The sequence below is a fragment of the Anaeromusa acidaminophila DSM 3853 genome, assembly GCF_000374545.1.
GTDB classification, from domain to species: domain Bacteria; phylum Bacillota; class Negativicutes; order Anaeromusales; family Anaeromusaceae; genus Anaeromusa; species Anaeromusa acidaminophila.
In genome coordinates this window covers 106,199-127,658 of sequence record NZ_KB894590.1, presented here as the reverse complement: position 1 = coordinate 127,658, position 21,460 = coordinate 106,199, and the positions used below count along the sequence as shown (strand labels likewise).

General features: G+C 50.7%; 20 protein-coding genes and 1 other annotated feature. Of the genes, 2 read left to right on the top strand and 18 right to left on the bottom strand.

What is annotated here, in order from left to right:
- Window positions 1–5: 5 nt before the first annotated feature.
- The 4 genes from hydF to trpB all read right to left on the bottom strand — a co-directional run bounded on the left by hydF (window position 6) and on the right by trpB (window position 4,726).
- Window positions 6–1,226, bottom strand: coding sequence for a [FeFe] hydrogenase H-cluster maturation GTPase HydF (gene hydF, locus C508_RS0108385; protein ID WP_018703107.1), 1,221 nt, complete (start codon window positions 1,224–1,226; stop codon window positions 6–8).
- An 11-nt stretch (window positions 1,227–1,237) separates the two neighbouring features.
- Window positions 1,238–2,635: an aspartate ammonia-lyase gene (locus C508_RS0108380; RefSeq protein ID WP_018703106.1), complete on the bottom strand. Its 1,398-nt coding sequence runs from the start codon at window positions 2,633–2,635 to the stop codon at window positions 1,238–1,240.
- A 134-nt stretch (window positions 2,636–2,769) separates the two neighbouring features.
- On the bottom strand, window positions 2,770–3,549 hold the full coding sequence (trpA, locus tag C508_RS0108375) for a tryptophan synthase subunit alpha (RefSeq protein ID WP_018703105.1): 780 nt from the start codon (window positions 3,547–3,549) through the stop codon (window positions 2,770–2,772).
- A complete protein-coding gene (gene trpB / locus C508_RS0108370; RefSeq protein WP_018703104.1) occupies window positions 3,542–4,726 on the bottom strand; it encodes a tryptophan synthase subunit beta in 1,185 nt (394 codons plus the stop codon). Before trpB ends, trpA begins: the two co-directional genes overlap by 8 nt.
- A gap of 57 nt (window positions 4,727–4,783) precedes the next feature.
- Window positions 4,784–5,030: a binding site (T-box leader), on the bottom strand.
- Between the two features lie 163 nt (window positions 5,031–5,193).
- On the opposite strand from trpB, the gene C508_RS18170 reads away from it, so the two are divergent.
- Window positions 5,194–6,693: a GGDEF domain-containing protein gene (locus C508_RS18170; protein ID WP_018703103.1), complete on the top strand. Its 1,500-nt coding sequence runs from the start codon at window positions 5,194–5,196 to the stop codon at window positions 6,691–6,693.
- Window positions 6,694–6,734: 41 nt separating this feature from the next.
- Here C508_RS18170 and thpR read toward each other — a convergent pair whose 3' ends face one another.
- The 13 genes from thpR to C508_RS0108300 form a co-directional block, all read right to left on the bottom strand.
- A complete protein-coding gene (thpR, locus tag C508_RS0108360) occupies window positions 6,735–7,307 on the bottom strand; it encodes an RNA 2',3'-cyclic phosphodiesterase (RefSeq protein WP_018703102.1) in 573 nt (190 codons plus the stop codon).
- Between the two features lie 22 nt (window positions 7,308–7,329).
- Window positions 7,330–8,052, bottom strand: coding sequence for an NAD-dependent protein deacylase (locus tag C508_RS0108355; RefSeq protein ID WP_018703101.1), 723 nt, complete (start codon window positions 8,050–8,052; stop codon window positions 7,330–7,332).
- Between the two features lie 66 nt (window positions 8,053–8,118).
- Complete coding sequence (gene mtnN, locus C508_RS0108350) at window positions 8,119–8,916, bottom strand: 5'-methylthioadenosine/S-adenosylhomocysteine nucleosidase (protein WP_018703100.1); 798 nt, start codon at window positions 8,914–8,916, stop codon at window positions 8,119–8,121.
- Between the two features lies 1 nt (window position 8,917).
- The gene (locus tag C508_RS18165; protein ID WP_083928062.1) at window positions 8,918–10,288 is read right to left on the bottom strand and encodes an MATE family efflux transporter; all 1,371 of its coding nucleotides are present in this window, start codon (window positions 10,286–10,288) and stop codon (window positions 8,918–8,920) included.
- A gap of 14 nt (window positions 10,289–10,302) precedes the next feature.
- Window positions 10,303–11,415 carry a histidinol-phosphate transaminase gene (hisC, locus tag C508_RS0108340; RefSeq protein ID WP_018703098.1) on the bottom strand — a complete coding sequence of 371 codons (1,113 nt, stop codon included), beginning with the start codon at window positions 11,413–11,415 and terminating at the stop codon, window positions 10,303–10,305.
- A gap of 2 nt (window positions 11,416–11,417) precedes the next feature.
- On the bottom strand, window positions 11,418–12,713 hold the full coding sequence (locus C508_RS0108335) for a hypothetical protein (protein WP_156817599.1): 1,296 nt from the start codon (window positions 12,711–12,713) through the stop codon (window positions 11,418–11,420).
- A 43-nt stretch (window positions 12,714–12,756) separates the two neighbouring features.
- Window positions 12,757–14,685, bottom strand: a complete 1,929-nt coding sequence (locus C508_RS0108330) for a SpoIIE family protein phosphatase (RefSeq protein WP_018703096.1) — start codon at window positions 14,683–14,685, stop codon at window positions 12,757–12,759.
- A complete protein-coding gene (locus tag C508_RS0108325; RefSeq protein ID WP_018703095.1) occupies window positions 14,672–15,685 on the bottom strand; it encodes an ABC transporter substrate-binding protein in 1,014 nt (337 codons plus the stop codon). The genes C508_RS0108330 and C508_RS0108325 overlap by 14 nt, the downstream gene beginning before the upstream one ends.
- Window positions 15,682–16,098 carry an ATP-binding protein gene (locus C508_RS0108320; RefSeq protein WP_018703094.1) on the bottom strand — a complete coding sequence of 139 codons (417 nt, stop codon included), beginning with the start codon at window positions 16,096–16,098 and terminating at the stop codon, window positions 15,682–15,684. The genes C508_RS0108325 and C508_RS0108320 overlap by 4 nt, the downstream gene beginning before the upstream one ends.
- 22 nt (window positions 16,099–16,120) lie before the next feature.
- A complete protein-coding gene (locus C508_RS0108315; protein WP_018703093.1) occupies window positions 16,121–16,453 on the bottom strand; it encodes an STAS domain-containing protein in 333 nt (110 codons plus the stop codon).
- A 31-nt stretch (window positions 16,454–16,484) separates the two neighbouring features.
- Window positions 16,485–17,312, bottom strand: a complete 828-nt coding sequence (locus tag C508_RS0108310) for an FAD binding domain-containing protein (RefSeq protein ID WP_018703092.1) — start codon at window positions 17,310–17,312, stop codon at window positions 16,485–16,487.
- Window positions 17,312–17,785, bottom strand: coding sequence for a (2Fe-2S)-binding protein (locus tag C508_RS0108305; protein WP_018703091.1), 474 nt, complete (start codon window positions 17,783–17,785; stop codon window positions 17,312–17,314). The genes C508_RS0108310 and C508_RS0108305 overlap by 1 nt, the downstream gene beginning before the upstream one ends.
- On the bottom strand, window positions 17,782–20,124 hold the full coding sequence (locus C508_RS0108300; protein ID WP_018703090.1) for a xanthine dehydrogenase family protein molybdopterin-binding subunit: 2,343 nt from the start codon (window positions 20,122–20,124) through the stop codon (window positions 17,782–17,784). The genes C508_RS0108305 and C508_RS0108300 overlap by 4 nt, the downstream gene beginning before the upstream one ends.
- A gap of 194 nt (window positions 20,125–20,318) precedes the next feature.
- On the opposite strand from C508_RS0108300, the gene C508_RS0108295 reads away from it, so the two are divergent.
- Entirely contained in the window at window positions 20,319–20,531 is a 213-nt protein-coding gene (locus C508_RS0108295) for a hypothetical protein (protein WP_018703089.1), read from the top strand.
- Between the two features lie 56 nt (window positions 20,532–20,587).
- On the opposite strand, the gene C508_RS0108290 is transcribed toward C508_RS0108295, so the two are convergent.
- Window positions 20,588–21,319 carry an SDR family NAD(P)-dependent oxidoreductase gene (locus tag C508_RS0108290; RefSeq protein ID WP_018703088.1) on the bottom strand — a complete coding sequence of 244 codons (732 nt, stop codon included), beginning with the start codon at window positions 21,317–21,319 and terminating at the stop codon, window positions 20,588–20,590.
- Window positions 21,320–21,460: the final 141 nt, after the last annotated feature.

Sequence of the window (21,460 nt, the reverse complement as noted above, 5' to 3'; positions counted from 1 at the left end):
ATAAATTACAGTAGATCCACTAGCTGCGGAAACGGCGAAAGAGCCCGCGGCAAAATTCCCTGCAGCGCCGCAATAGCCACACCATAATTGACGATCGGTACTTGTTGCTGCTGCGCAGCCATCATGCGCGCCAGCATGTCCCGCCGATTCAGCATGCAGGCGCCGCAATGAACAACGACCTGATAGGAAGACAAATCTTTCGGCAGTGTAGTACCGCTGGACCAGGAAAATTCAAGCTCGCCCCCAACGTATTGGCGAATCCAGCGGGGAATTTTCACCGTTCCGATATCGTCCTCCACTCGATGATGCGTACAACCTTCGCTCATCAAAACACGATCTCCAGGTTTTAAAGCCAATAAGGCTTTAGCTCCCTTAACCAGTGTTTCCAAATCCCCTTTATAGCGAGCAAAGAGAATGGAAAAAGATGTAAGCAACACGTCGGGCGGCGTATCGGCGTCAGCCTTTAAGAATGCCTGCGAGTCCGTAATAACAATGCGCGGTTTGTTTTTCAAATTACCTAGACATTCTTTAAGCTCCCGTTCCTTGACTACGTAAGCCATGGCATCAGAATCCAAGATATCCCGAATGACTTGGACCTGCGGCAAAATCAGCCTGCCTTTAGGAGCCGCCAAATCAATAGGCGTCACCAGCACCGCCGTATCGCCAGGCTGCAGCAGGTCGCCGACAATGGTCGGCTGTTCAAAAAGCAGCGGCGCTGTTTTGACCATAGCAATCTTCAAATCACCGATGCCTTTTCGCTGCAAAGCGCTCACGGAAACCATCTCCGCCGCCTGCAAAGCCCCTTGCCAAGCCGCCAGTTGTTCTTGCGTAGCCTTTGCTTGGTCTTGCTTATTGATCACCGCAATCACCGGAATTTTCTTCTCTGCGCAAAGAGCGGCAATCTCTTGTTCCGGCTCGCCGCAGCCATTTTCTACATCCATGACAATTAAGGCCAAATCCGTTTTTGCCAAAACCTCCAGCGACTTTGCTACTCGCAAGTCGCCCAGTTCACCAGTATCGTCCAGGCCTGCCGTATCAATAACGACCACCGGGCCTAACGGCAAAATCTCCATAGACTTATACACCGGATCCGTCGTCGTCCCGGCAAGCTCCGAAACAATCGCTAATTCTTGGTTGGTCAGAGCATTGATTAAACTTGATTTCCCGGCATTTCTGCGCCCAAACAGCGCAATATGCAACCGATTGCCTCTGGGAGTTGTATTCATAGCCAGATCTCCTATGCTTTGATTTCTTCGCCCACAATACCGGCATGGGTAAGATGCCTGGCTTGCAGCCACCGTCCCATTTCCTCTTCGCTCAACAGTTCTTGCTCCAGTAAAAGCTCCAATACTTGCCGTCCGCTGCGCCGCGACTCTTGAGCCAAAGCAGCCGCTTTTTCATAGCCTACGAGCGGCGCTAACACGGTAGCTACGGCCGTACTTTTTTCCAAATGCCTCCGGCAGGCTTCCGGAACCGCTTCAATGCCTTCAATGCATTTTTCCGCAAACAAATTCATCCCCTTAGCCAAGCTGTCCAAAGCCGGCAGCAAATTAGCAGCAATCAGAGGATAAAAAGCGTTCAATTCCAACTGTCCGCTTTGAGCCGCCAAGGTAATAGCTAAATCCCGCGCCATGACCTGATACGCTACTTGCGAGATCATTTCCGGCATCACCGGATTGACCTTGCCCGGCATAATGGAGGACCCAGCTTGAAGCTGCGGCAAACGCAGCTCGCCGAAGGGCTCGGAGGAAAGCAGCCGCAAGTCGCCGCTGATTTTCTGGAGTGTTACAGCGCAAGCTTTAAGTAAGCCTGACACTTCTACAAAAACATCGGCGTTTTGCGTTCCGTCTACGCCGTTTTCATCGCGCGCCAGCCCCAAGCCGCTCAAGCTGCGCAACCGTTCAATTACCATATAAATGTACTTGCGCGGAGCATTCAAGCCAGTGCCGACCGCCGTACCGCCCAGATTAACCTTGCGCAGGCGCTCTTCGACTTTATAAAGACGCCAGCGATCACGGCTGATAGCTTCCGCCCACGCCGAAAAAGACTGACCAACGGTAATCGGTACGGCATCTTGCATCTCTGTGCGTCCCAGCTTAAGAATGCCGGCAAATTCTTCTTCCTTGCGCTGCAAGGCCCCTTGCAGGTTGGCGCAAGCTTCCGCCAGCGGCAGCAACAGCCTGATAGCCGCAATACGTAGCGCTGTCGGATAGACGTCATTTGTCGACTGTGACATATTCACATGATCCAGAGGATGCACCAGGCTATAGTCGCCTTTAACGCCCCCTAAAATTTCAATGGCCCTATTAGCTATGACTTCGTTTACATTCATATTAGTAGACGTGCCTGCGCCGCCTTGAAAAGCGTCCACCAAAAAAAACTCTTGCCATTGTCCTGAAGCAACCTCGTCAGCCGCTTGAAAAATGGCGTGTCCCAGGCGTTCTTCCAGCCGCCCCAGCTTCATATTGCTTTCCGCCGCCGCTTGTTTCACGACGCCAAGAGCGCAAATCAGCTCCGGATGCACTTTTTCACCGGATACTGCGAAGTTTTCCATGGCGCGCAACGTATGAATGCCGTAGTATGCGTTTTCCGGCAGCTCCCGTTCCCCTAAAAAGTCTTTTTCCAGCCGTCCCATATTCATTCTCCTCGCAGCAATGTGTTTACTTTCTATGTTACTAGCAACCTTTAACATGTGCAAGAGATTCACAATGAAGAAAGCGGCGCTTGGAATTGTATCCAAACGCCGCCTGTATATATTTTCTTATTCTCTTATTGTACTGCTTTTACGGCCTGCACCATTTCACACACATATTTTGCTACATGAGGCACGCAATCTTGTCCATGCTGAGCTACGATTTTCACAATGGCGCTGCCCACAATGGCTCCATCCGATACAGCGGCCATCGCGGCAGCCTGCTGGGGCGTGGAAATTCCAAATCCTATAGCGCAGGGAATATCTTTTGCTGCTTTGGCCGTCTGAATCATCGTCGACACGTGATTTCCCAGCTCCTGACGCACTCCGGTAACGCCCATGGAAGATACGCAATACAAAAAGCCTTCGGCTTCGTTGGCGATAGTCTGGATACGCTGGTTGGAGGTCGGTGCAATCATGGAAATCAAGCGCACATCGTATTTTTGGCAAAACGGCAGCAATTCCTGCTTTTCCTCATACGGCATATCGGGAACAATCAGCGCATCAATGCCGACAGCTTGGCAATTTTTCAAAAACCGTTCCGCTCCGTACGTAAAAACAGGGTTGATATACGTCATGAAAGCCATCGGTACCTGGCAGGTCTTGCGAACTCGCCCAACCATCTCGAAAATTTTATCGGTCGTCGTTCCCGCCGCCAAGGCGCGAACATCCGCTTCCTGAATGATCGGCCCTTCGGCGACAGGGTCGGAAAAGGGAATCCCCAATTCAATTAGATCCGCTCCCGCTGCCGCCATCTGCAATACAAGCTGTTCCGTCACCTCCAGCGACGGATCGCCTGCGGTAACAAAAGGAATAAAGGCTTTTCCCTTGGCAAAGGCCTGATTTAACTTATTCATAAATTTCTACCCCCTTATAACGTGCAATGGCGGCCACATCTTTATCGCCTCTCCCGGAAAGGCAAATCACCACGGTTTTGTCTTTAGTCAGCGTCGGCGCCAGTTTCATAGCGTACGCTACAGCATGAGAGCTCTCAATCGCTGGAATAATTCCCTCCGTGCGAGACAGATATTCAAAGGCTTCTACTGCTTCATCGTCAGTCACCGGCACATATTCCGCCCGCCCTAAATCCTTCAGATGCGAATGTTCCGGTCCTACGCCGGGATAATCAAGGCCAGCGGAAATCGAATAAACCGGCGCAATCTGCCCGTACTCGTCCTGGCAAAAATACGATTTCATCCCGTGGAAAATGCCGACAGACCCGGTAGCCATCGTCGCTGCGGTTTCCGCCGTATCTACGCCTCGCCCGGCCGCTTCACAGCCAATCAAACGCACATCCTTATCTTCAATAAAATCATAAAATAAACCCATCGCATTACTGCCGCCGCCCACACAAGCCAGCACCGCATCCGGAAGCTTGCCTTCTTTCTCCAGCATCTGCGCCTTGACCTCACGGCCGATGATGCTTTGAAAGTCTCTCACAATGGTCGGGAAAGGATGCGGTCCCAAGACCGATCCCATCACATAATGCGTATCCTCTACCCGATTTGTCCATTCTCGTAATGTTTCGTTGACGGCGTCTTTTAAAGTCTGCGTACCGCTTGTCACCTCATGAACCTTAGCACCCAAAAGCTCCATGCGATATACGTTAAGCACCTGTCGTTCGGTATCTTCTTTGCCCATATAGATCTCACATTCCAGCCCCATTAAGGCTGCCGCCGTGGCTGTCGCCACGCCATGCTGCCCTGCGCCGGTCTCGGCAATAACCCGTTTTTTCCCCATGCGTTTGGCCAAAAGAACCTGTCCCAACACATTGTTAATTTTATGAGACCCTGTATGATTCAGATCTTCTCGTTTGAGATAAATTTTAGCCCCCCCTAAATCTCGAGTCATCTTCGCTGCATAATACAGGCGCGATGGGCGTCCTGCATAATCGTTAAACAACTCTGTCAGTTCCGCGACAAATTCCGGATCCTCTTTATAGTGTTTATAAGCCGCCTCTAGTTCCAGTACTGCATTCATCAGCGTCTCCGGCAAATATTGCCCTCCGTGAAGCCCAAATCTTCCTTTACTCATGTTCTTCATTCTCCTTTTTCTCATAATCGGCAAAAATAAAAGAGCCTTTGTCCCCTAAAAAGGGACAAAAGCTCTAAGCTTCTGCGGTACCACCCAAATTGACGATAAATCGTCCTCTCGTTTTGCATACTAACATATGCACCCAGCTGCTAACGGGCAGGGCCCCCGTAGACGCCTACTCTCTTTCGATTTCGGGCCTCCCTCGCAAGTCCATTCGGAATCATCTTTGCAATCGCATTCTCACCAGCTAGCGACTCTCTGAGTACAACCAATGATTCTTACTCTTCTTGCTCATAGGTTTATCATATTGATTCATATTATTCCACGATCCATCATTTTTGTCAACTTCTAGATCGAATTATTTTTACAAAGATCCATCTCATTTTATACGCTAGAAGGTTTTTCTCGATAAATCCGGAACATATAGTATAAACTCATCGTTATTGCCGCCGGAAAGGAGTATGTCTATGCGCTATTTTTCCATACCGTTTAAACGCAACTCTCTTTTCCTTGCTCTTTTTTTCGTTTTCCTTTTCACCTTAACTTTTGTTTATCTTTGTAATGACGACTGGCTGCTCTTTACAGGCATTTTGCTTGCTTTGCTTTTAACCTTACTTAGTTTCTTTCTGCTGCGAGAGCATCGACGCTTAACCCAAGCCCTCGCCGAAGCCCACAGGGCCAATGAAAAACTTTCTTGCCAGGAATCTCTGTTACGCGCCATTTATGACAGTTCCGGACTCTCCCTCTTATTACTGGACTCGCAGCGCAATATTCTCTATGCCAACCAATGCGTCGCTGATCTATTTCAAAGATCCCCTGCCGAAGTGCTGGGCACCGATTATTGCCTCTACTTAGCCCCAAACATGCGCGAAGAAAGCAAACGAAATTTCGAGCAAGCTTTGCGTCACCCTTATCAACCGGTCTTCGCCGAACGTAGCCATCAACTTCCCAACGGAACCACAATCTGGTATCGCGCAGCCAGCCGCGCTTTTTTAGATCAGGAAGGAAAAGCCAGCGGCGTAGTAATCGTTGTCGAAGACATTACCGAACGTCGCCGTGAAGAAGCTTCTTTACGCCTGGCTCACACGGTTTTCGACACCAGCCCGGTGGCCATCGTGGTAACAGACGCACAACACCGTATTGTCTCCGCCAATAACGCCTATATCCGTATCTCCGGTTACACTTTAGCCGAAGTCCTTGGTGAAAAAAAGATGATGCTCCTTCTGGGTCAGCAAAACAGCGCTTTTTACCGCGATATGCTTAAAATTATCCACCAACAGGGCCATTGGGAAGGTGAAGTAGTCAGCCGCCGTAAAAATGGCGAAGTTTACCCTCAAATGCTATCCATCGCTCAAGTTTTAGATAGAAACAATGAGATTGTTTATTATGTCAGCATGTTCCTCGACATTACGGAACGTCACCAAGCGGAAGAACGAATCCGCTACTTAGCGCATCATGATTATCTCACGAACTTACCAAATCGGGTGCTGTTTTTGGAAAAAGCAGCGCAGGCTTTAATTCTGGCCAGACGTTATCATCGACAATTAGGTATCATTTTCATCGACTTAGATCGTTTCAAACCGATCAATGACAACTATGGTCATGATGCTGGAGACGCCTTGCTTTGCGCCATTGCCCAACGACTCCGAAAGGCCATCCGCAAATCTGATACGGTCTGCCGCCAAGGAGGCGATGAATTTGTTGTTTTATTGCCGGAAATTAAGGACCGCGACAGCCTAGCCGGACTAGCGGAATCACTGCTGCAGCTAATCGAACAGCCTTGCTCCTTTGCAGGGCATCAGCTGCAAGTATCCGCTAGCGTTGGCATCGCCACCTATCCTGAAAACGGCAATGCCGTCGATGAAATCATCCAGAGCGCCGACTCGGCCATGTACGCTGCCAAAGCAGATCCGGAAACGCATATCTGTTTCGCCCCTCCCAAGACGCAGGAAGAGCAGAAGAAGTAAAACGAAGGCAAGCCGGTTTCTCTACCGGTTTGCCTTCGTTTTCATTTACATTCTTTAGGAAATACAAAGCGGTCCAGCGCTCGGTAACTCCTTTTTCCATCTACCTGTTCACTTATCATTAGCGAAAAACCTGACACTTCAAATTCGGGCGGTCTTGGCATCGAAAGTTGAATCTTCCCTTGCGTCAACAGCACCTCGGCCGAAAATACGCAATTACGGGCCAACGTAATATGTGGAACATATGGACGCTCTTCCAAGGGCAGGCCAGCCTTTTCTACGGCTCTTGCAACAAGAAGTTGCAGTTTTCGCAGCGGCTTCAGCTCCCCATGTAAGCTAACCCAAACTACTCTGGCCGGTTTTTCCGTTCCAAAGTAGCGCAGTTGTCTAGCAAAATGCAAAGGAAACGCCTTCCCTAACGCGGCTGCTTCTTGCAAAAACAGCATTAGTTCCTGGACCCGTTCCGGCTTCGTCTCGCCTAAAAAACACAGCGTCAAATGCATATTGCTTTCGGTAAAAAATCGTCCCTTAATCGTTTGCTTGCGCACCTGCTGCTGCACGTTTCCAAGAGCTGTCCGCACCATTTCAGGAAGTTCTATCGCAACAAAGAGCCGCATTGCCGCTCTCCTTTCACCCCTTTTAGGAAAGAGAAATCTGCCCTAATACCTCTCCAATGCTCTCTTGAATCAACAGCTTCGCCTTTTTATCCGAATGCGTCGCGCCCCGATTGATTAGCACCAACTGGCGTCCCCGGTAGTAGTCGATCATCCCGGCTGCCGGATACACCACTAAGGAAGTGCCTCCTACAATCAGCACATCCGCTTTGGCGATAAATTCCATGGAACGCTGCATGGTTTCCTGCGCCAAGCCTTCCTCATAGAGAACCACATCCGGCTTAATCACGCCGCCGCATTCGCATGTAGGAACGCCCGTACTTTGCAGAATAAACGCATCATCGTAAAAGGCATGACAGTTTTGACAATAGTTTCGCTTTACCGAGCCGTGCAGCTCCAGCACGGTCTTACTGCCGGCCATTTGATGCAAACCATCAATATTCTGCGTAATGACCGCCTTCAATTTTCCCGCAGCCTCTAACTCCGCCAGTTTGAAGTGAGCGGCATTCGGTTTAGCCGTAGGACAAAGCAGCTTTTCCCGATAAAAATCATAAAACTCTGCTGTATGCTCCCGATAGAAGGTATAGCTGAGCATAACCTCCGGCGGATATTTATAGCGCTGATTGTATAAACCGTCTACGCTGCGAAAATCCGGAATGCCGCTCTCCGTAGAAACCCCCGCGCCGCCAAAGAAGACAATATTATTCGATGCCGAAATGATTTCTTGCAGTTGTTCAACAGGAAGCATGTTTAGCCCCTCTTTCCACTCATTTTTTCTTTTATCATAGCATATTCGTTAAATCGCTGCGAATCGTCAGCGATTTTGCAAAGCTGCCACCAATTTAAAAATGTACTCTTGGCAGCCGCTCGCTAAGCGCTCGGCTTCCACCGGCTCCCAGGGCTCCCGGGCAGCTTCATTGTTGGAAACAACCCGCACGCAAAGATATGGGATTTGATACGCCGCCGCAATCTGCGCACTAGCCGCGGCTTCCATTTCTTCCCCCAAGGCATTTTCTTTCTTTTGCCAATACGCTATATAATCCAGCTCCCGCGACCAGCGGTCACTGGAAAAAATTGTTCCTTTATGTACCCGCCCTTGGGTATAATCTTTGCTTAAAACCTCTGCCAAGCGTACCAAGCGAGCATCGCTTTGCCAGCGAACCGGACCAAATTCATCGCGCACCGTCCATTCGCGCACTTCAATCCCCTGTCCAGCCTCCCGTCTGGCCACATTAACGGCTCCCGCATTGGTAATGGTTTCTCCAATAATCAAATCCCCCTTATGCAGCCAAGCCGGATAGCCTCCAGCCGTCCCCTGATTGACAATCACCGTAGGGGAAAACCGCTGAATCCCCAGCAATGTCGCCGCTGCGGCATTGGTAGTCCCCACCTTAGTTTGCGAAACCACTACCTTTTGAGAGCCAATATGTCCCTGCCAATAGGTCCAGCCGGCAAGCACTACGGTTTGCGGCTCCTCCAGTTGTTCTACTAAGGTGCGAACCTCCATATCCATAGCCCCTTGAATTAATACGCAAGATTCTTGGGCCCAAGCAGGTGCGGCCGCCGTCAGCCACAAACCTAACACTAAAGCAATGACTTTTCCCAAATACATTCTATACCTCCTTAGGCAACCGCTCTATACTGCTAAGCAGCTTGGCAATTAAAAAACCCGCCAGAATTGCCGCCGTAAACGCAGCCGCCGTGTGACTCCAAAACACGCCGGTTTCGCCCCAAAAAGCAGCGAGAAAATAAGCCATGGGCACGCGGACGCCCAAGGCATGCGTAGCTGACACCGCCATCATATACACCGGACGCTTCAACCCCTGCGCTACGCCCAGCAAAGCGAAAACTACCGTCATAAATACGCCAGCCACGCCGGACGCTCTTAGCGCATAGGAGCCTAGCCTGAGAAGTTCCGGCGTCGGTTGAAACAAAGCCAGCACCGTCTCCGGCAACAGCACAAATAACAGCATAACCGGCATGGCTACAGCCAAGGAAATCTTAAAAAAAGAACGCACACAGCCACGCACTCGTTCATATTCTCTTCGCCCAAGATTAAAGCTGATCATCGTAGCCATCGCGTTCCCCAGTCCCATGATCGGCAGCATGACCAGCATTTCCAAACGTGACATCATATTCCAGGCGGCCAGCGCCGCAGGGCCAAACTGCGCCAGCACTGCATTAAGCAAAAATAGGCCTACCGGAATAATTATATAGGACATGGCAATATAAACACCCTGTCCTAAAATCCGCTTCCATTCGCCTAGCATACCGGCAGCCCAGCATAGCTGCGGCAATTCATAGTCGTAATGCCGCAGCGCCCGATACAAGTAAACGCCTGCCACAATTTGTCCAAAAAGCGTAGCTAACGACGCTCCGGCTACGCCCAGATTGCAGGAAAAAATCAAGATCGGATCCAGCCCCATATTAACTATATTGCCAAGGGCCATCGCTTTCATCGGCGTCAATGTATCGCCGCGAGCCATAAAGAACGCTTCCGCTGTCATCACATAGCCCATAACGAAGAACCCGGGAATCAGCCAAATGATAAAGGCATGAATCATCGGCCAGAGGGCTTCATTCGCTCCTATGGCGCTAAAAAAAGCAGTATTGACCGTCGGAGCCAACAAGGGCAGAAAAACGCACATGCTCAAAGCCATCAGCGGCAGAATGCCGCGCGCGATGCGAACCGCCTGTTCTTCCGCGCCGCCGCCTCGGGCATGACTCATAAGCATGATGCTCCCCATTGAAATTCCCTTGGCCATGGACAAAGAAACATACATCAAGGGAACAACCATGGAAACAGCCGCTAAAGGCACATCCCCCAGCCAAGATACGAAAACCGTATCTACAAAAGCATAGAGATTTTGAAACAACAGCGAAATCATTAGCGGCAAAGCCAGCTGCACCAACGTCCGCCCAACTTCCGGCGAAGCTAAATCCGCCTTCTCCTGCACTTTAGAAAAAATCTTTATCCTCTTCATGTTTCACCATGTTTTCATAAAATGGCCTTTAATGCCTTAATAAATCCTTCCATGACTGGCAGCGTACTCAGCGTAAGCCGGATATGGTTGGGATAACGAAAGCCTGTCATCGTTCGTACCATAAAACCATGCTGCATCAATTTACGGTAAGCCAAGGTATCACTAAGCGGCAGGCGGATCATCATATAATTGCCCTCACCAGCCAGATGATGCAGGCCCATTGCCGTAAGCTCGCAATGCAAAAAAGCCTTCGCTTCACGCACCAACGACCTGGTATTCGCTACATGGTCTCCCTGATTATCCAGCGTAGCCAAGGCCGCAACCTGAGCCAGAGCGTTCACCGAATATACTACACAGGTGCGGCGAATCACATTCACTACTTCCGGCGAGCCTGCCAAGTAACCAATACGCAACCCCGCTAGCCCGTACATTTTAGAAAAAGTACGAAAAACCACCAAATTCGGATATTCATGAAGCAGTTTCATACCGTCAGGAAAGTCCTCCTGCTCCACAAACTCCGCATAGGCTTCATCCAGGACAACTATCTGCCGTCCCCCTACGGCATCCAAAAAAGCCCGAAGTTTTTTCTCCGGCCAGTACGTACCGGTAGGATTATTCGGATTGCACACAAATAAAATTTTCGTTCGCTCGTCAATGGCCTTGAGCATGCTTTGCGCATCGAAGGCCTCCTCGCACAAAGGCACTTGCTTGGCCTGATAGCCTGAAAACTCCGCTACCCATTCATAGACGGCAAAGGTTTTATCCGCAGTAATGATATTATCACCGGCCTGACAAAAGGCATTAATCACAAACGCAATTACTTCGTTAGCGCCATTTCCCACCAGGAAACAGTCCGCATCCAGGCCAAAGTTCTGCGCCAAGCGCTGACGCAGATGAAATGCATCACCGCTGGGATAAATAGCCGCCGCCGCCGGATCAAAGGCAGCAATAGCCGCCTGCGCCTCCTTGGCAGGCCCCAAGGCGTTTTCGTTGTTGTTCAATCGGTGAATTGGCGGGCAATGAAACATATCCCGCAGCACATCATCGGGCTTGCTGGGAATATAGGCCTGAATAGACCGAATATGCGCAGGAACCAGGTTTTCCCATCTGACGGTTTGTCCCTGCATACTCAAGCCTCCTCCGGCAGCGTCAAAAGGAGCAGATCGCCTTGTCCGCCCCATGGCAACACAAACTGCGGCGTAAAACCGGCAGCTAAAATGGCTGGCGCCGCCTCTACCTCGGCCGCTTTGCCTAAATCCAGCTCAAAAAATATGTTCTTGATGTTCTCTTTTCGCAAAGCCGTCACATGCATAGCCAAATTTTCTTGCATGTCTTCGCCAGGCGCCAATACCGCCAGAAAAGCAGTCAGCTTGCGTCGGTCTAAACGAGTAGACAAAATAGAATCCGCCAATTGCTCTTCCCCTTCGTAGATCGCCGGCTGCAGCTTGCGCGGCAATGCCAAAAGCTCATACTGCCGGCGCAAAAACGCCTCAATTGCCGGATTGGCAAAGACACTCATGCCGTTGTCTTCTTCTAATTGTCGATATAACGCCGTATGCCGCTGCGTAACACCGCCAACTGACGTCAAGTCTACTTCTCCCAACGGCTCAAAATAGCCGGCAGGCGCCTGTGCTGTCGGCTGCCGCATGGTCATGCACACAATACCGGAACGAGCCAGTTTGGCAAGAGCCCCTTCTACCAAAGCGACGGCCATACCGCCTTGTTCGGAAAATACATACGGCCCAAAGCCTTCCGCCATTTTACCGCCGCACTGCCAAAGAAAAGCACCGCCCACTTGCCCCTTGCCGTCTTGCATCAATACGGCTCCATATTCACCGCTGCCAAGCATGTCCACAAGCTTACCGGGGTAGTGAAAAAATTCCGGAGCACTGTCTCCATAAACCGCCAGCACCCTTCTGGCAAGCTGCTTCAAAGCTTCCCGTTCCGGCTCAGCCAAAACAAACCCCAAGGAAGGAAGCGCTTCAAATTCCTCTGGAATGGCCTGGGGATATCGTTTTTCAAGACGCAGCTGCAAACCCATGCGATTATCAGATAGCATTTCCAGACAAAAATGATCTACCGTACGAGCTGCCAATAGCAAGCCCATTTCCGCTAACGACGCCTCATCATCCAGCGACATACTAGCGGTCCGGTTAAATACCTTGGTCGGCAGCGCTCGCCTTGGAAACAGGCAGGACGCTTCCAAGTAATAACCGCCATGACGGCAAATAAATTGCATCTCTCCGGCGTCTTCCCGCTGGCCGCTGAGAAAAGCGAATAGCTCTTCCGTCGCCAAGGAAAGACTCAATTGCTCTTCTTTGCCAAACCCAAAGGCTTGCGCGGTGTTCTCCGCACAACATACGATGACCGGCAGCATCTCCTCATGCAATGGTATCTGCAGCTCTACAGACTGTTTTTGCTTCATAACGGCTCCCCTTTTCACCAGGCCGCCCAAATTACGCCGCCTGTTATTTCAATCCCCAATAGCGAAACGCCAGCATAGTAATATCATCCGACTGCTCCGCCCCTGCGGCAAAGTCATTCAGCTCCACTCTTATCTCGCGCAGCAATACATCAGGAGCGGCCTTAGGGCGAGTGCAAAACGCCGTTTCTAAGCGCGCCTCCCCAAAAAGCTCATCCTCCTTAGTAGCTGCCTCGGTTACGCCGTCTGTATATAAGAGCAGCATATCCCCGGTCTCCAACAAACAGTTTCCTTCCGTATAGAGCATCCCTTCCATGCCGCCGATAACCGGTCCCTTAGCTTGATTCAGAAACACTAGTTGTCCTGTTGGTTTAAGCAGCATGGGCGGACAATGGCCGCCGCTGGCGTAGCGGCAGGCGCCGCTTGGCAAGTGGACTGCCGCACAAAACAAGGTGACAAACATGCAGGATTCATTGTTGCGGGATAATTCATCGTTCAGGCGCTCCAGCAGCTCTCCTGGCTCGCGTTTTTCGCGCACCAACGAGCGCAGAAGGGTTCTGGCAATGGCCATAAACAAAGCCGCGCCCATCCCTTTATCCGATACGTCGCCAATCACTAAATATAAGGTTTCCGTCTCCTCATCCTGGAAGAAGAAATCGTAAAAATCTCCCCCCACTTCCCTGGCCGGCTCCAGCAATGCAAAAAGATCAAATTCTCTACGCTCCGGGAAAGGAGGAAATTCTTTCGGCACCAGCCCCATTTGAATGGAGCTGGCGATACGCAATTCGCTGGCAATGCGTTCTTTTGCCGCCACAGTGGCCTGCATCATTTCCATGTAAATTTTCAGTTCGCTGATCATAATCATGAAAGCTTCCGCCAAGCGCGCCACTTCATCCCGCCCGGAAATAGCCGGAATCGTCGCCTCAAAATTTCCTGCCGCCAGCTTTTGCGTAGCCTGCTCGAGTTGGCGCAACGGCCTAGTAATGGAACGGGCGATACCAAGTACCACAAGACAAAGCAGCAAAAAGCCGCCAATCCCTAAATACCATTGGGTGCGACTCAAATCAAAGACACGCGCCATAAGCTCATCACGCGAAAAAAAGATACCCAAAGACCAGCCGGTAGAAGGGATCGGCATATACATCACCCAGCCGGTTTTACCATTTACTTTGCTGGTATGAGAAACATAGCCTTTTTGTCCTTGAATCATTTTTTGCCCCAATTCGCGCAGCCCGACGTCTTGCAAGTCCTCAGCCACGCTGAAAATAGACTCCCGCATGACATAGCCGCTAGTGGGGTGCGCAATAAACCGCCCTTGTCCGGAAATAATAAAAGCGTAATTTTCTCGACCTAACTCCAAGGACTCCAAAAGCTCCGAAAGAATACTCAGGGACATATCCCCTGTTACAATCCCCCGCACGACACCTGGCTCAGACGCAGAAAAAACAGGCGCCGAATAGGTCGCCATTAACACATTGCTAATGCCCTCGTCAAAATAGGGTTCGCTCCAAACAGCGCTTTTCATCTCTACGGGAAGTAAATACCAGTCCTTTGTTTCATAAGCTTGCACCGATCCTAACGAAATCTTCTGCAAGCCCCCATAGGTGCGATACAGATAAGTTCCGATGCCGACCGGATGGCTTTTAGTTGCCCGTAAAGCAACCGCCGTACCAAACACATCCTCTTGGCCTTGCAAAAACTTTTCCATCAACTGATAGGACTGCTCCGTAGAAACCGGCATAACTTCCATTACTGCCGCCAGTCCCTGCGCCATGCCTTCCACGCGCCTTGAAGAAACTTCGATTCGTGAAGTGACCGCTGCCGCTACATGCTGAGCCTCTTTCATCATCTCTTCTTCCAGCAATTGTTTGGCTGAAAAATAGCTATAGCCAATCACCGCTGTCAGAATGGTGCCGACTCCCGCCATAATGAGAACTGTCAGCCGCCATGTAAGGCTCCATTTATTGAACATCATTGCCTATCCCCCGGTAAAAATTTTCATAAGAAGGATTGGTGCGGAGCAAGCCATGCCATTGCAGCGCCTCTACTGTTCGCCGATAATCCGCCTTAGCCAGTACGCCCAACTTCCAGGAAGAATTGCCCTCTGGAATAATGGTCGCCAAAATGGTTTTCAGCATCCAGCGCATATGTGCGCGATTCGTTGGCAAATTGGCCTCTTGGACATGCTTCATCACTATGTCTAGAGCTTCTTCTTCATGCTCGGCCGCATACTGCCAGCCAGCCAGAGAAGCTTCTGCAAACGCCCGACTTTCTTGGGGATGCTCTTTCCAGGTACTCTCCAAGCAATACAAGCCATCTTCCGGAAACCCGCAGCCGTAGTCTTTCATAAAAAACGTACTCAATTGCTGAGCATCAATGCCTGCTTGATACAAAACATGGTATTCGTTGTAATGCATAGCCGAGCAAGCTGCAACACCTCTGTTAATAAACAAGTTCACCGAGTAGTACTGCGGCAAAAACTGCGGCTGAAGTCCTCTCGCGGCAAAAAAACTTTGAAAATCAGCCTGAAACACGCCGCCCCAAAGACTGATCTTTTTGCCATGCAATTGCTGCACGCTTTCGATCCCCTGATCCTTCCAGCCAATAAGCATTAAATTGGATTGATTGACAACTTGCGCCACATTCACTAGCGGCACGCCTTGATCACGCGCCGCTAAGGCGCCTGACAGAAACAGCACCGCAAAGTCCGCTTCGCCTCGTTGTACATAGTCCACGCCGCTTCGATCCGCTCCGCCCCTGATAATGCGGACGTCTAGGCCCTTTTCTCTGTACAGCCCCTTCTCCAAGGCCACATAGTATCCGGCAAACTGCGCTTGCGGCACCCATTGCAGAATCAAGGTAAAAGGCTTCTTGCCTTCACGTTCTTGTTCCTCCGCCACTCCCGGCTTCTGCCAAAAGAGCAGGCAAAGTCCCAGAAGCGCAACCCCGAAAATTACATACAGCCTTTTTTTCATAAGCGTGAAACAGCTACCGCCAAAATATTTTGTCCACCAATTCGGCGGTAATGCACTTCATCGGTCATACGCCGCACGAGAAAAATACCAAGCCCTCCGGCTTCCCGCTCATTTAAGCCTGCTTTCAAATCCGGTTCCGCTGCCGCCAGAGGGTCGAAAGGAATACCGCTGTCTTCAAATTCAATGCCAAATTTATCCTCTTCGCAATAGGTGCGAATCACCACTTCTCCTGGCGGCACTTCATAGGCATAATGGCAGATATTCACGACCACTTCTTCAATGACCAGTTCTAATTGCAAAATCCGTTTCGGACTTACTCCCGCCTGTTCCGCCTGTTCGGTAATAAAGGCAGTAATAGCCGGTACATTTTCATCTTGCGCCGCAAAAATGCGACTCGCTGTAGTCGATGACATAGCACTACCTCCTATGCTATTCTCAAAAATTCGCAACCGCTTCTTCCGCTGTTTCGTACACTGGGAAAAAACTGTCAAAGCCGGATACGGAAAATACCTCCTGCACCAAGCCCGACAAACCGCAAAGAGCCAACGCTCCCCCTGACGCCTTTAGTTTCTTGGCGATCGCCAAAACGCAGCGCAGCCCGGCGCTGCTGACGTACTCCAATGACGTCAAATCCAAAACAAACTTAGTCCCTCCGTTTTGAATAATATCGCCGCACTGCTTTTCCCACTCCGGCGCGGTTCTTGTATCAAGACGTCCTGTTACGGCAATCACTGTACATGTCGCTTCATTTCGTACTGAAATTTCCATAGGATAACCCCTTTCTTTACTGCACAAACTTTTAATTACTGAGACGCAGAAGCAAATTACCTGCCAGTTGCCGTCGGTACGCCGCGCTAGCGCGAATATCGTCAATCGGCGTTACCCCGTCTTTCACCAGTTCTCCTGCACGACGCAACACTTCGTCGTTCAACGGCTTCCCCTGCAAAAATGCCTCTACCTGAGGCAGGCGCACCACCGTGGGGCCTACGCTGCCCCAAGCCAGCTTCATGCAGGCTATGGTTTTATCTGCTTGCAGTTTCCATTGCGCCGCTAAACTGGCAATTGAAATAGCCAAGGCCTTGCGGCGGCCCACTTTAAAATAAGCAGAACTTACTTGCTCCTCAGCCCAAGGAATTTGCACGCCTGTCACAAACTCGCCGGCCGCCAGCCCAATCCGCCCCGGGCCTTCAATAAACTCCTCAATGGGCAAACTTCGCCGCCCTTTTTCTCCTGCCACCTCCACAGAGGCTTCCAACACGTATAGCGGCGGCAATGTATCGCCTGCAGGCGAAGCTGTACAGACATTGCCGACTAAGGTAGCGCTGTGACGTATGGGAGGCGACCCCACAACCGCGATTGCCTGCCGCAACGCCGGAAAGCATTCTTCCAGCTTCGGCAGATCCAGCAACTGCTGATAGGTAACTCCAGCGCCAATGAAAAGACCATGTTTGCGTACTTCAACCTGCTGCAATTCCTCCAAACGTTCCGCGGAAAACAAGACAGGAGGCGCAGGCAGCCTGCGCTGCCGCACCCAAAAATCAGTGCCGCCGGCAATGACACGACCAGTTGGCTGCACCGCCAATAGCTCCTGCATTTCTGCAACAGTGCGAGGAAATAGGATCTCCATTAGCTTGTCCTCCCCTGCAGTTTGGCCGCTGCCATTAAAGCCGCCTCCACGATTTTTTGGTAACCAGTGCAACGGCATAAATTGCCGCTAATCCCCTCTCGCACCTCCGCTTCCGATGGCAGCGGGTTGCGATACAACAGATCGAGTACTGCCAACACCATCCCGGGTGTGCAAAAGCCGCACTGCACAGCGCCGCAGTCAATAAAAGCCTGTTGGACAACAGACAAATTTTCTTCCGTCGCTACGCCTTCGATGGTTACTATGTCCGCACCCTCTAGCTGCGCCGCCGCCATCAGGCAAGATAAGCGGCTGGAGCGATTCACTAAAATCGTACAAGCGCCGCATTCTCCTTCGCCGCAGCATTCTTTCGTTCCTATCAAGCCAAAATCTTCCCGCAGTAAATCAACTACCCTGCGATCCGGCGGCGTATCAATGCTTACTTGTTTACCGTTCAATACAAAAGACACATTCATCGTACCGCCTCCAAACCAGCTTGCCGCAAGGCGGCCAGCACTTTTTCCCCTGTAAGCGTCCCTTGGGCAAGACGATTTCCGGTGATTGAAGCAAGGCCGTTGGCAACCGCCGGCAGTACGCCGTCAATGCTAATTTCCCCCGCTCCCTTCATGCCAAAAGGGCCGTCGTCTTCATAAAGGCTGGCGGTTACTGTTTCCATTGCCGGAAGGTCCAAGGCCGTAGGGAGAATATACGTTGAAAAATCGCGTGTCCTCACTTCCCCGTCCTGTAAGACAAAATCCTCAAACAAGGCGTAGCCGATGCCTTGGGCCGCTCCGCCTTGAATCTGCTGTTCAAAAACCTGCGGATTAAGCACATTGCCCGCATCAATGCAGTTCAAAAAATCGCAAACCTTCACTTCACCGCTCAACGTGTCCGCTTCTAAGCGGACCAATTGCGCTCCGTAAGCGAAAACACGATGAGGAAACCCATGCTTGCGCAGCTTTTTCCCGCTCTCCGGCACTTGCTTATTGACCGGGCAGGTATAGCTATAGGTAACCATTCGCTCACTGGGATCCATAAAGCCAGCCAGCAAAGTCAGCGGCACTTCCCGCCCCGACGGTTGATGAACAATCCTTCCCGGACAAAGTAATAAGTCATCTATATGCACTTGTTCCAAAAATTGAAAGGTAAACAGCATCACGGCCCGCGCCAAGAGGCGTTCCTTCAAGATTCCAGCCGCTCCTTCCAACGCCTTGCCATAGGTAAAAGTCGTCCTGCTGGCTGACGAAGAGCAAGACGGCAGCGTTTGAGACGTATCCGGCAGCACCAATTCCATCTCTTCCATATCTTGAGACAGCAAATGCCCCGCGATTTGCAAATACGTTGAAACGTTGCCCTGCCCCATGTCTGCGACCCCGGCATAGACGCACAGACGGCCATCTGCTTTCATTTCCAGTTTAGCATTAGCATAGTCCGGAATAATCGGTCCAAATCCTACCGCATGATAACAGGCGGCTATGCCCACGCCCCTTCGCTTGAAAGCAGGGGCCTCTTCACGCCATACTTGGCGTTGCGTCCACAACGGATGCGCCGCCAGCTTCTTTAAGCATTCTGTTAAGCCGACGCTTTGGGAAAGCCGTACGCCTGCAGGAGTTATACCGCCCCGCTGTACTGCGTTTCGCAACCGAAACTCCAGCGGATCATAGCCTGCGCATTTTGCTAGCTCATCCATCGCCTGTTCAACGCCGGCTGCCGCTTGGGGTACGCCAAAGCCGCGAAAAGCGCTGGCAAGAGGATTATTAGTATAAACAACAGCACCGGAAATACATGCATTAGGAATGCGATAAGGCCCTCCTGCATGTTCCATGGCCAACGCGAATACTTCCGCGCCCATAGCGGCGTAAGCGCCTGTATCAAATAAAAGTTCACAGTCTAAAGCTTGCAATTGTCCTTCACAATCACACCCCAGGCGATAAGTCATCTGCGCCGGATGCCTCTTAGTACCGGCCACAAAGCGCTCTTCTCGCGTATATTGCATGCGTACCGGCCGGCCATCGGCATGCAAGGCCGCTAACACGAGAAATCCCTGTACTGTAATCCCGTCTTTACCTCCAAACGCTCCGCCAAGATACGGCGCCATGATATGCAGCTTTGTCGGCGGCACTTTGAGGGCTTCCCCCAGCTCCAACCGATCTCGAAAAGGAGTTTGCGTAGCCACCACCAGGGTAATGGAGCCATCTTCCTCTACTTTGGCCATTCCCGCTTCAGTTTCTAAAAATGCATGATCCTGCCAGTTAACTTCAACAGACACCTCTACCGTAAATGTACATTCAGCTAGCGCTGTTGCACCACGACCGCAGCAAATTTCATCGCGCAGCAGCACATTGCCGTCTGCGCGTCCAGGGTGAATCGCCGGGCTTTCCGGCAACAACGCCAGCCTGGAATCTAGAAGCGCTTCCAATTTTTCATATTCAATCCGAATCGCATCCAACGCCCGCTCTAATCCATCCTTGGTTTCAGCTACTACTAAAACGATCGCCTCTCCGTAATAGCGCACAACCTCTTCTGCTAAAATCGGCTGATCTTTTTCAAAAATCCCCAACCGATTGCTTCCTTCTATATCCCGGCTGGTCAATACCGCCACCACGCCAGGCAATTGCAGGGCCGCTTCCACGTCCACTGAAACAATACGGGCATGGGCTTGGCAAGAACGCTTTACTCCGGCCCATAAGCAACCTTTTGGATAATGGTCCGCAGCATACGCCTCTTGACCGGTCACCTTCGTCTTTGCGTCCGCCCGGGAAACGGAACATCCAATACCCGGAGGGGTTCCATAAATCCTCTCGCTTTGCTTCATTCGTATTCTCCTGCATCTGCAAACTAATCTAAACTACTCAAACGTATCCTATATTCTCTTCTATATCTTTTTACAAACCCCTCTAGGTTCTTACTATATTATTCCATCTCCGCGTCTAAAAGAGTATACTATAAGTAAGAAGATATATTTTGCACTAGCATTTAAAAATTTCATAGTTATAGGAGGGGATGACCATGAAACGTTGGCTCAACCGCGCCCTGCGTTCTGCTAGAAATTATTCCCTCGTGGATTTTGGATTTTTAAAACTCACCCTGATCTCACTAGGCATCTTAGTGGGAACGTATTGGTCCGAATATTTTCTGCGCCATACGCTTTTCCTTTGGTGTGTATTTCTTGGCTCCTATCTCTATATCTTATACCGAACCTTTGTCTCGCATCGCTATTAAAAACGCTGAAATCCCTGGGAGATGCTAAGTTGCGCCGCATCGCCCAGGGATTTTCTTTATTCCATGTAAATCATCTTTTTGGTCATGCCGCCGTCAATAACAAGATTCTGTCCGGTTATAAACGAATTTTCAGCATCACTTAAAAATAAACACGCCTGTGCGATATCCTCGGGCCTTCCTACGCGTCCCGCCGGATGCTGCCCGTGGTCAGCCGCCGTCAATTTCTCGTAACTGCGAGTTTCAATCCAGCCCGGACTGATGGCATTGACCGTAAGCTCCTTGGAGCTTAAAGACAAGGCCAAAGCATGCGTCAGCGCCACAAGACCTCCCTTGGAAGCGGCATAGGCTTCGGAATGAGGTTCTGACATTAAATAACGAGTAGAGGCAATGTTAATAATTCTCCCGTATGTTCCCTGCCGGTGCAGCTTAGCAAATTCTTGCGCTGTAATAAAAGAGGCCCGCAAGTTCAAATGGAGTACTTCATCCCATTCCTCCACGCTTAGTGTTTCTATCGGCTTAAAGCAACTCTTCCCTGCATTATTGATGAGAATATCAATTTTCCGATAGGTTTCAGCAAGAAAACGAAAAAGCCCTTGTATAGCCGTTGCCTGGGTCAAATCCAACGCATAAAAAATAATCCGCTCCTCCTGCGCCAGCAGTTGCCCTTTAGCCTCGTCAATATCCGCAATCACTACCGTCGCTCCTGCTTGCACGTACGCCCGGCTGATCGTTTCGCCGATGCCGTTCGCGCCGCCCGTCACCAAGACAATTTTTCCTGTATAATCCATTTTTCTCACCGCCTTTCCCCGGCCCGCTAATCAACGTCACACACAGATGTTACGCGATTCCAAGCCAGTACGGTTATCTCCACTATTTGCTGTAAGCAAAAATTCGCGTTTCACCTTCTTGAGTCACTATTCCAGCTCCTA

Coding starts and splice junctions, on each gene's coding strand:
- hydF (WP_018703107.1), bottom strand. CDS start 1,226: ATGAATACAACTCCCAGAGGCAATCGGTTGCATATTGCGCTGTTTGGG.
- C508_RS0108380 (WP_018703106.1), bottom strand. CDS start 2,635: ATGGGACGGCTGGAAAAAGACTTTTTAGGGGAACGGGAGCTGCCGGAA.
- trpA (WP_018703105.1), bottom strand. CDS start 3,549: ATGAATAAGTTAAATCAGGCCTTTGCCAAGGGAAAAGCCTTTATTCCT.
- trpB (WP_018703104.1), bottom strand. CDS start 4,726: ATGAGTAAAGGAAGATTTGGGCTTCACGGAGGGCAATATTTGCCGGAG.
- C508_RS18170 (WP_018703103.1), top strand. CDS start 5,194: ATGCGCTATTTTTCCATACCGTTTAAACGCAACTCTCTTTTCCTTGCT.
- thpR (WP_018703102.1), bottom strand. CDS start 7,307: ATGCGGCTCTTTGTTGCGATAGAACTTCCTGAAATGGTGCGGACAGCT.
- C508_RS0108355 (WP_018703101.1), bottom strand. CDS start 8,052: ATGCTTCCTGTTGAACAACTGCAAGAAATCATTTCGGCATCGAATAAT.
- mtnN (WP_018703100.1), bottom strand. CDS start 8,916: ATGTATTTGGGAAAAGTCATTGCTTTAGTGTTAGGTTTGTGGCTGACG.
- C508_RS18165 (WP_083928062.1), bottom strand. CDS start 10,288: ATGAAGAGGATAAAGATTTTTTCTAAAGTGCAGGAGAAGGCGGATTTA.
- hisC (WP_018703098.1), bottom strand. CDS start 11,415: ATGCAGGGACAAACCGTCAGATGGGAAAACCTGGTTCCTGCGCATATT.
- C508_RS0108335 (WP_156817599.1), bottom strand. CDS start 12,713: ATGAAGCAAAAACAGTCTGTAGAGCTGCAGATACCATTGCATGAGGAG.
- C508_RS0108330 (WP_018703096.1), bottom strand. CDS start 14,685: ATGATGTTCAATAAATGGAGCCTTACATGGCGGCTGACAGTTCTCATT.
- C508_RS0108325 (WP_018703095.1), bottom strand. CDS start 15,685: ATGAAAAAAAGGCTGTATGTAATTTTCGGGGTTGCGCTTCTGGGACTT.
- C508_RS0108320 (WP_018703094.1), bottom strand. CDS start 16,098: ATGTCATCGACTACAGCGAGTCGCATTTTTGCGGCGCAAGATGAAAAT.
- C508_RS0108315 (WP_018703093.1), bottom strand. CDS start 16,453: ATGGAAATTTCAGTACGAAATGAAGCGACATGTACAGTGATTGCCGTA.
- C508_RS0108310 (WP_018703092.1), bottom strand. CDS start 17,312: ATGGAGATCCTATTTCCTCGCACTGTTGCAGAAATGCAGGAGCTATTG.
- C508_RS0108305 (WP_018703091.1), bottom strand. CDS start 17,785: ATGAATGTGTCTTTTGTATTGAACGGTAAACAAGTAAGCATTGATACG.
- C508_RS0108300 (WP_018703090.1), bottom strand. CDS start 20,124: ATGAAGCAAAGCGAGAGGATTTATGGAACCCCTCCGGGTATTGGATGT.
- C508_RS0108295 (WP_018703089.1), top strand. CDS start 20,319: ATGAAACGTTGGCTCAACCGCGCCCTGCGTTCTGCTAGAAATTATTCC.
- C508_RS0108290 (WP_018703088.1), bottom strand. CDS start 21,319: ATGGATTATACAGGAAAAATTGTCTTGGTGACGGGCGGCGCGAACGGC.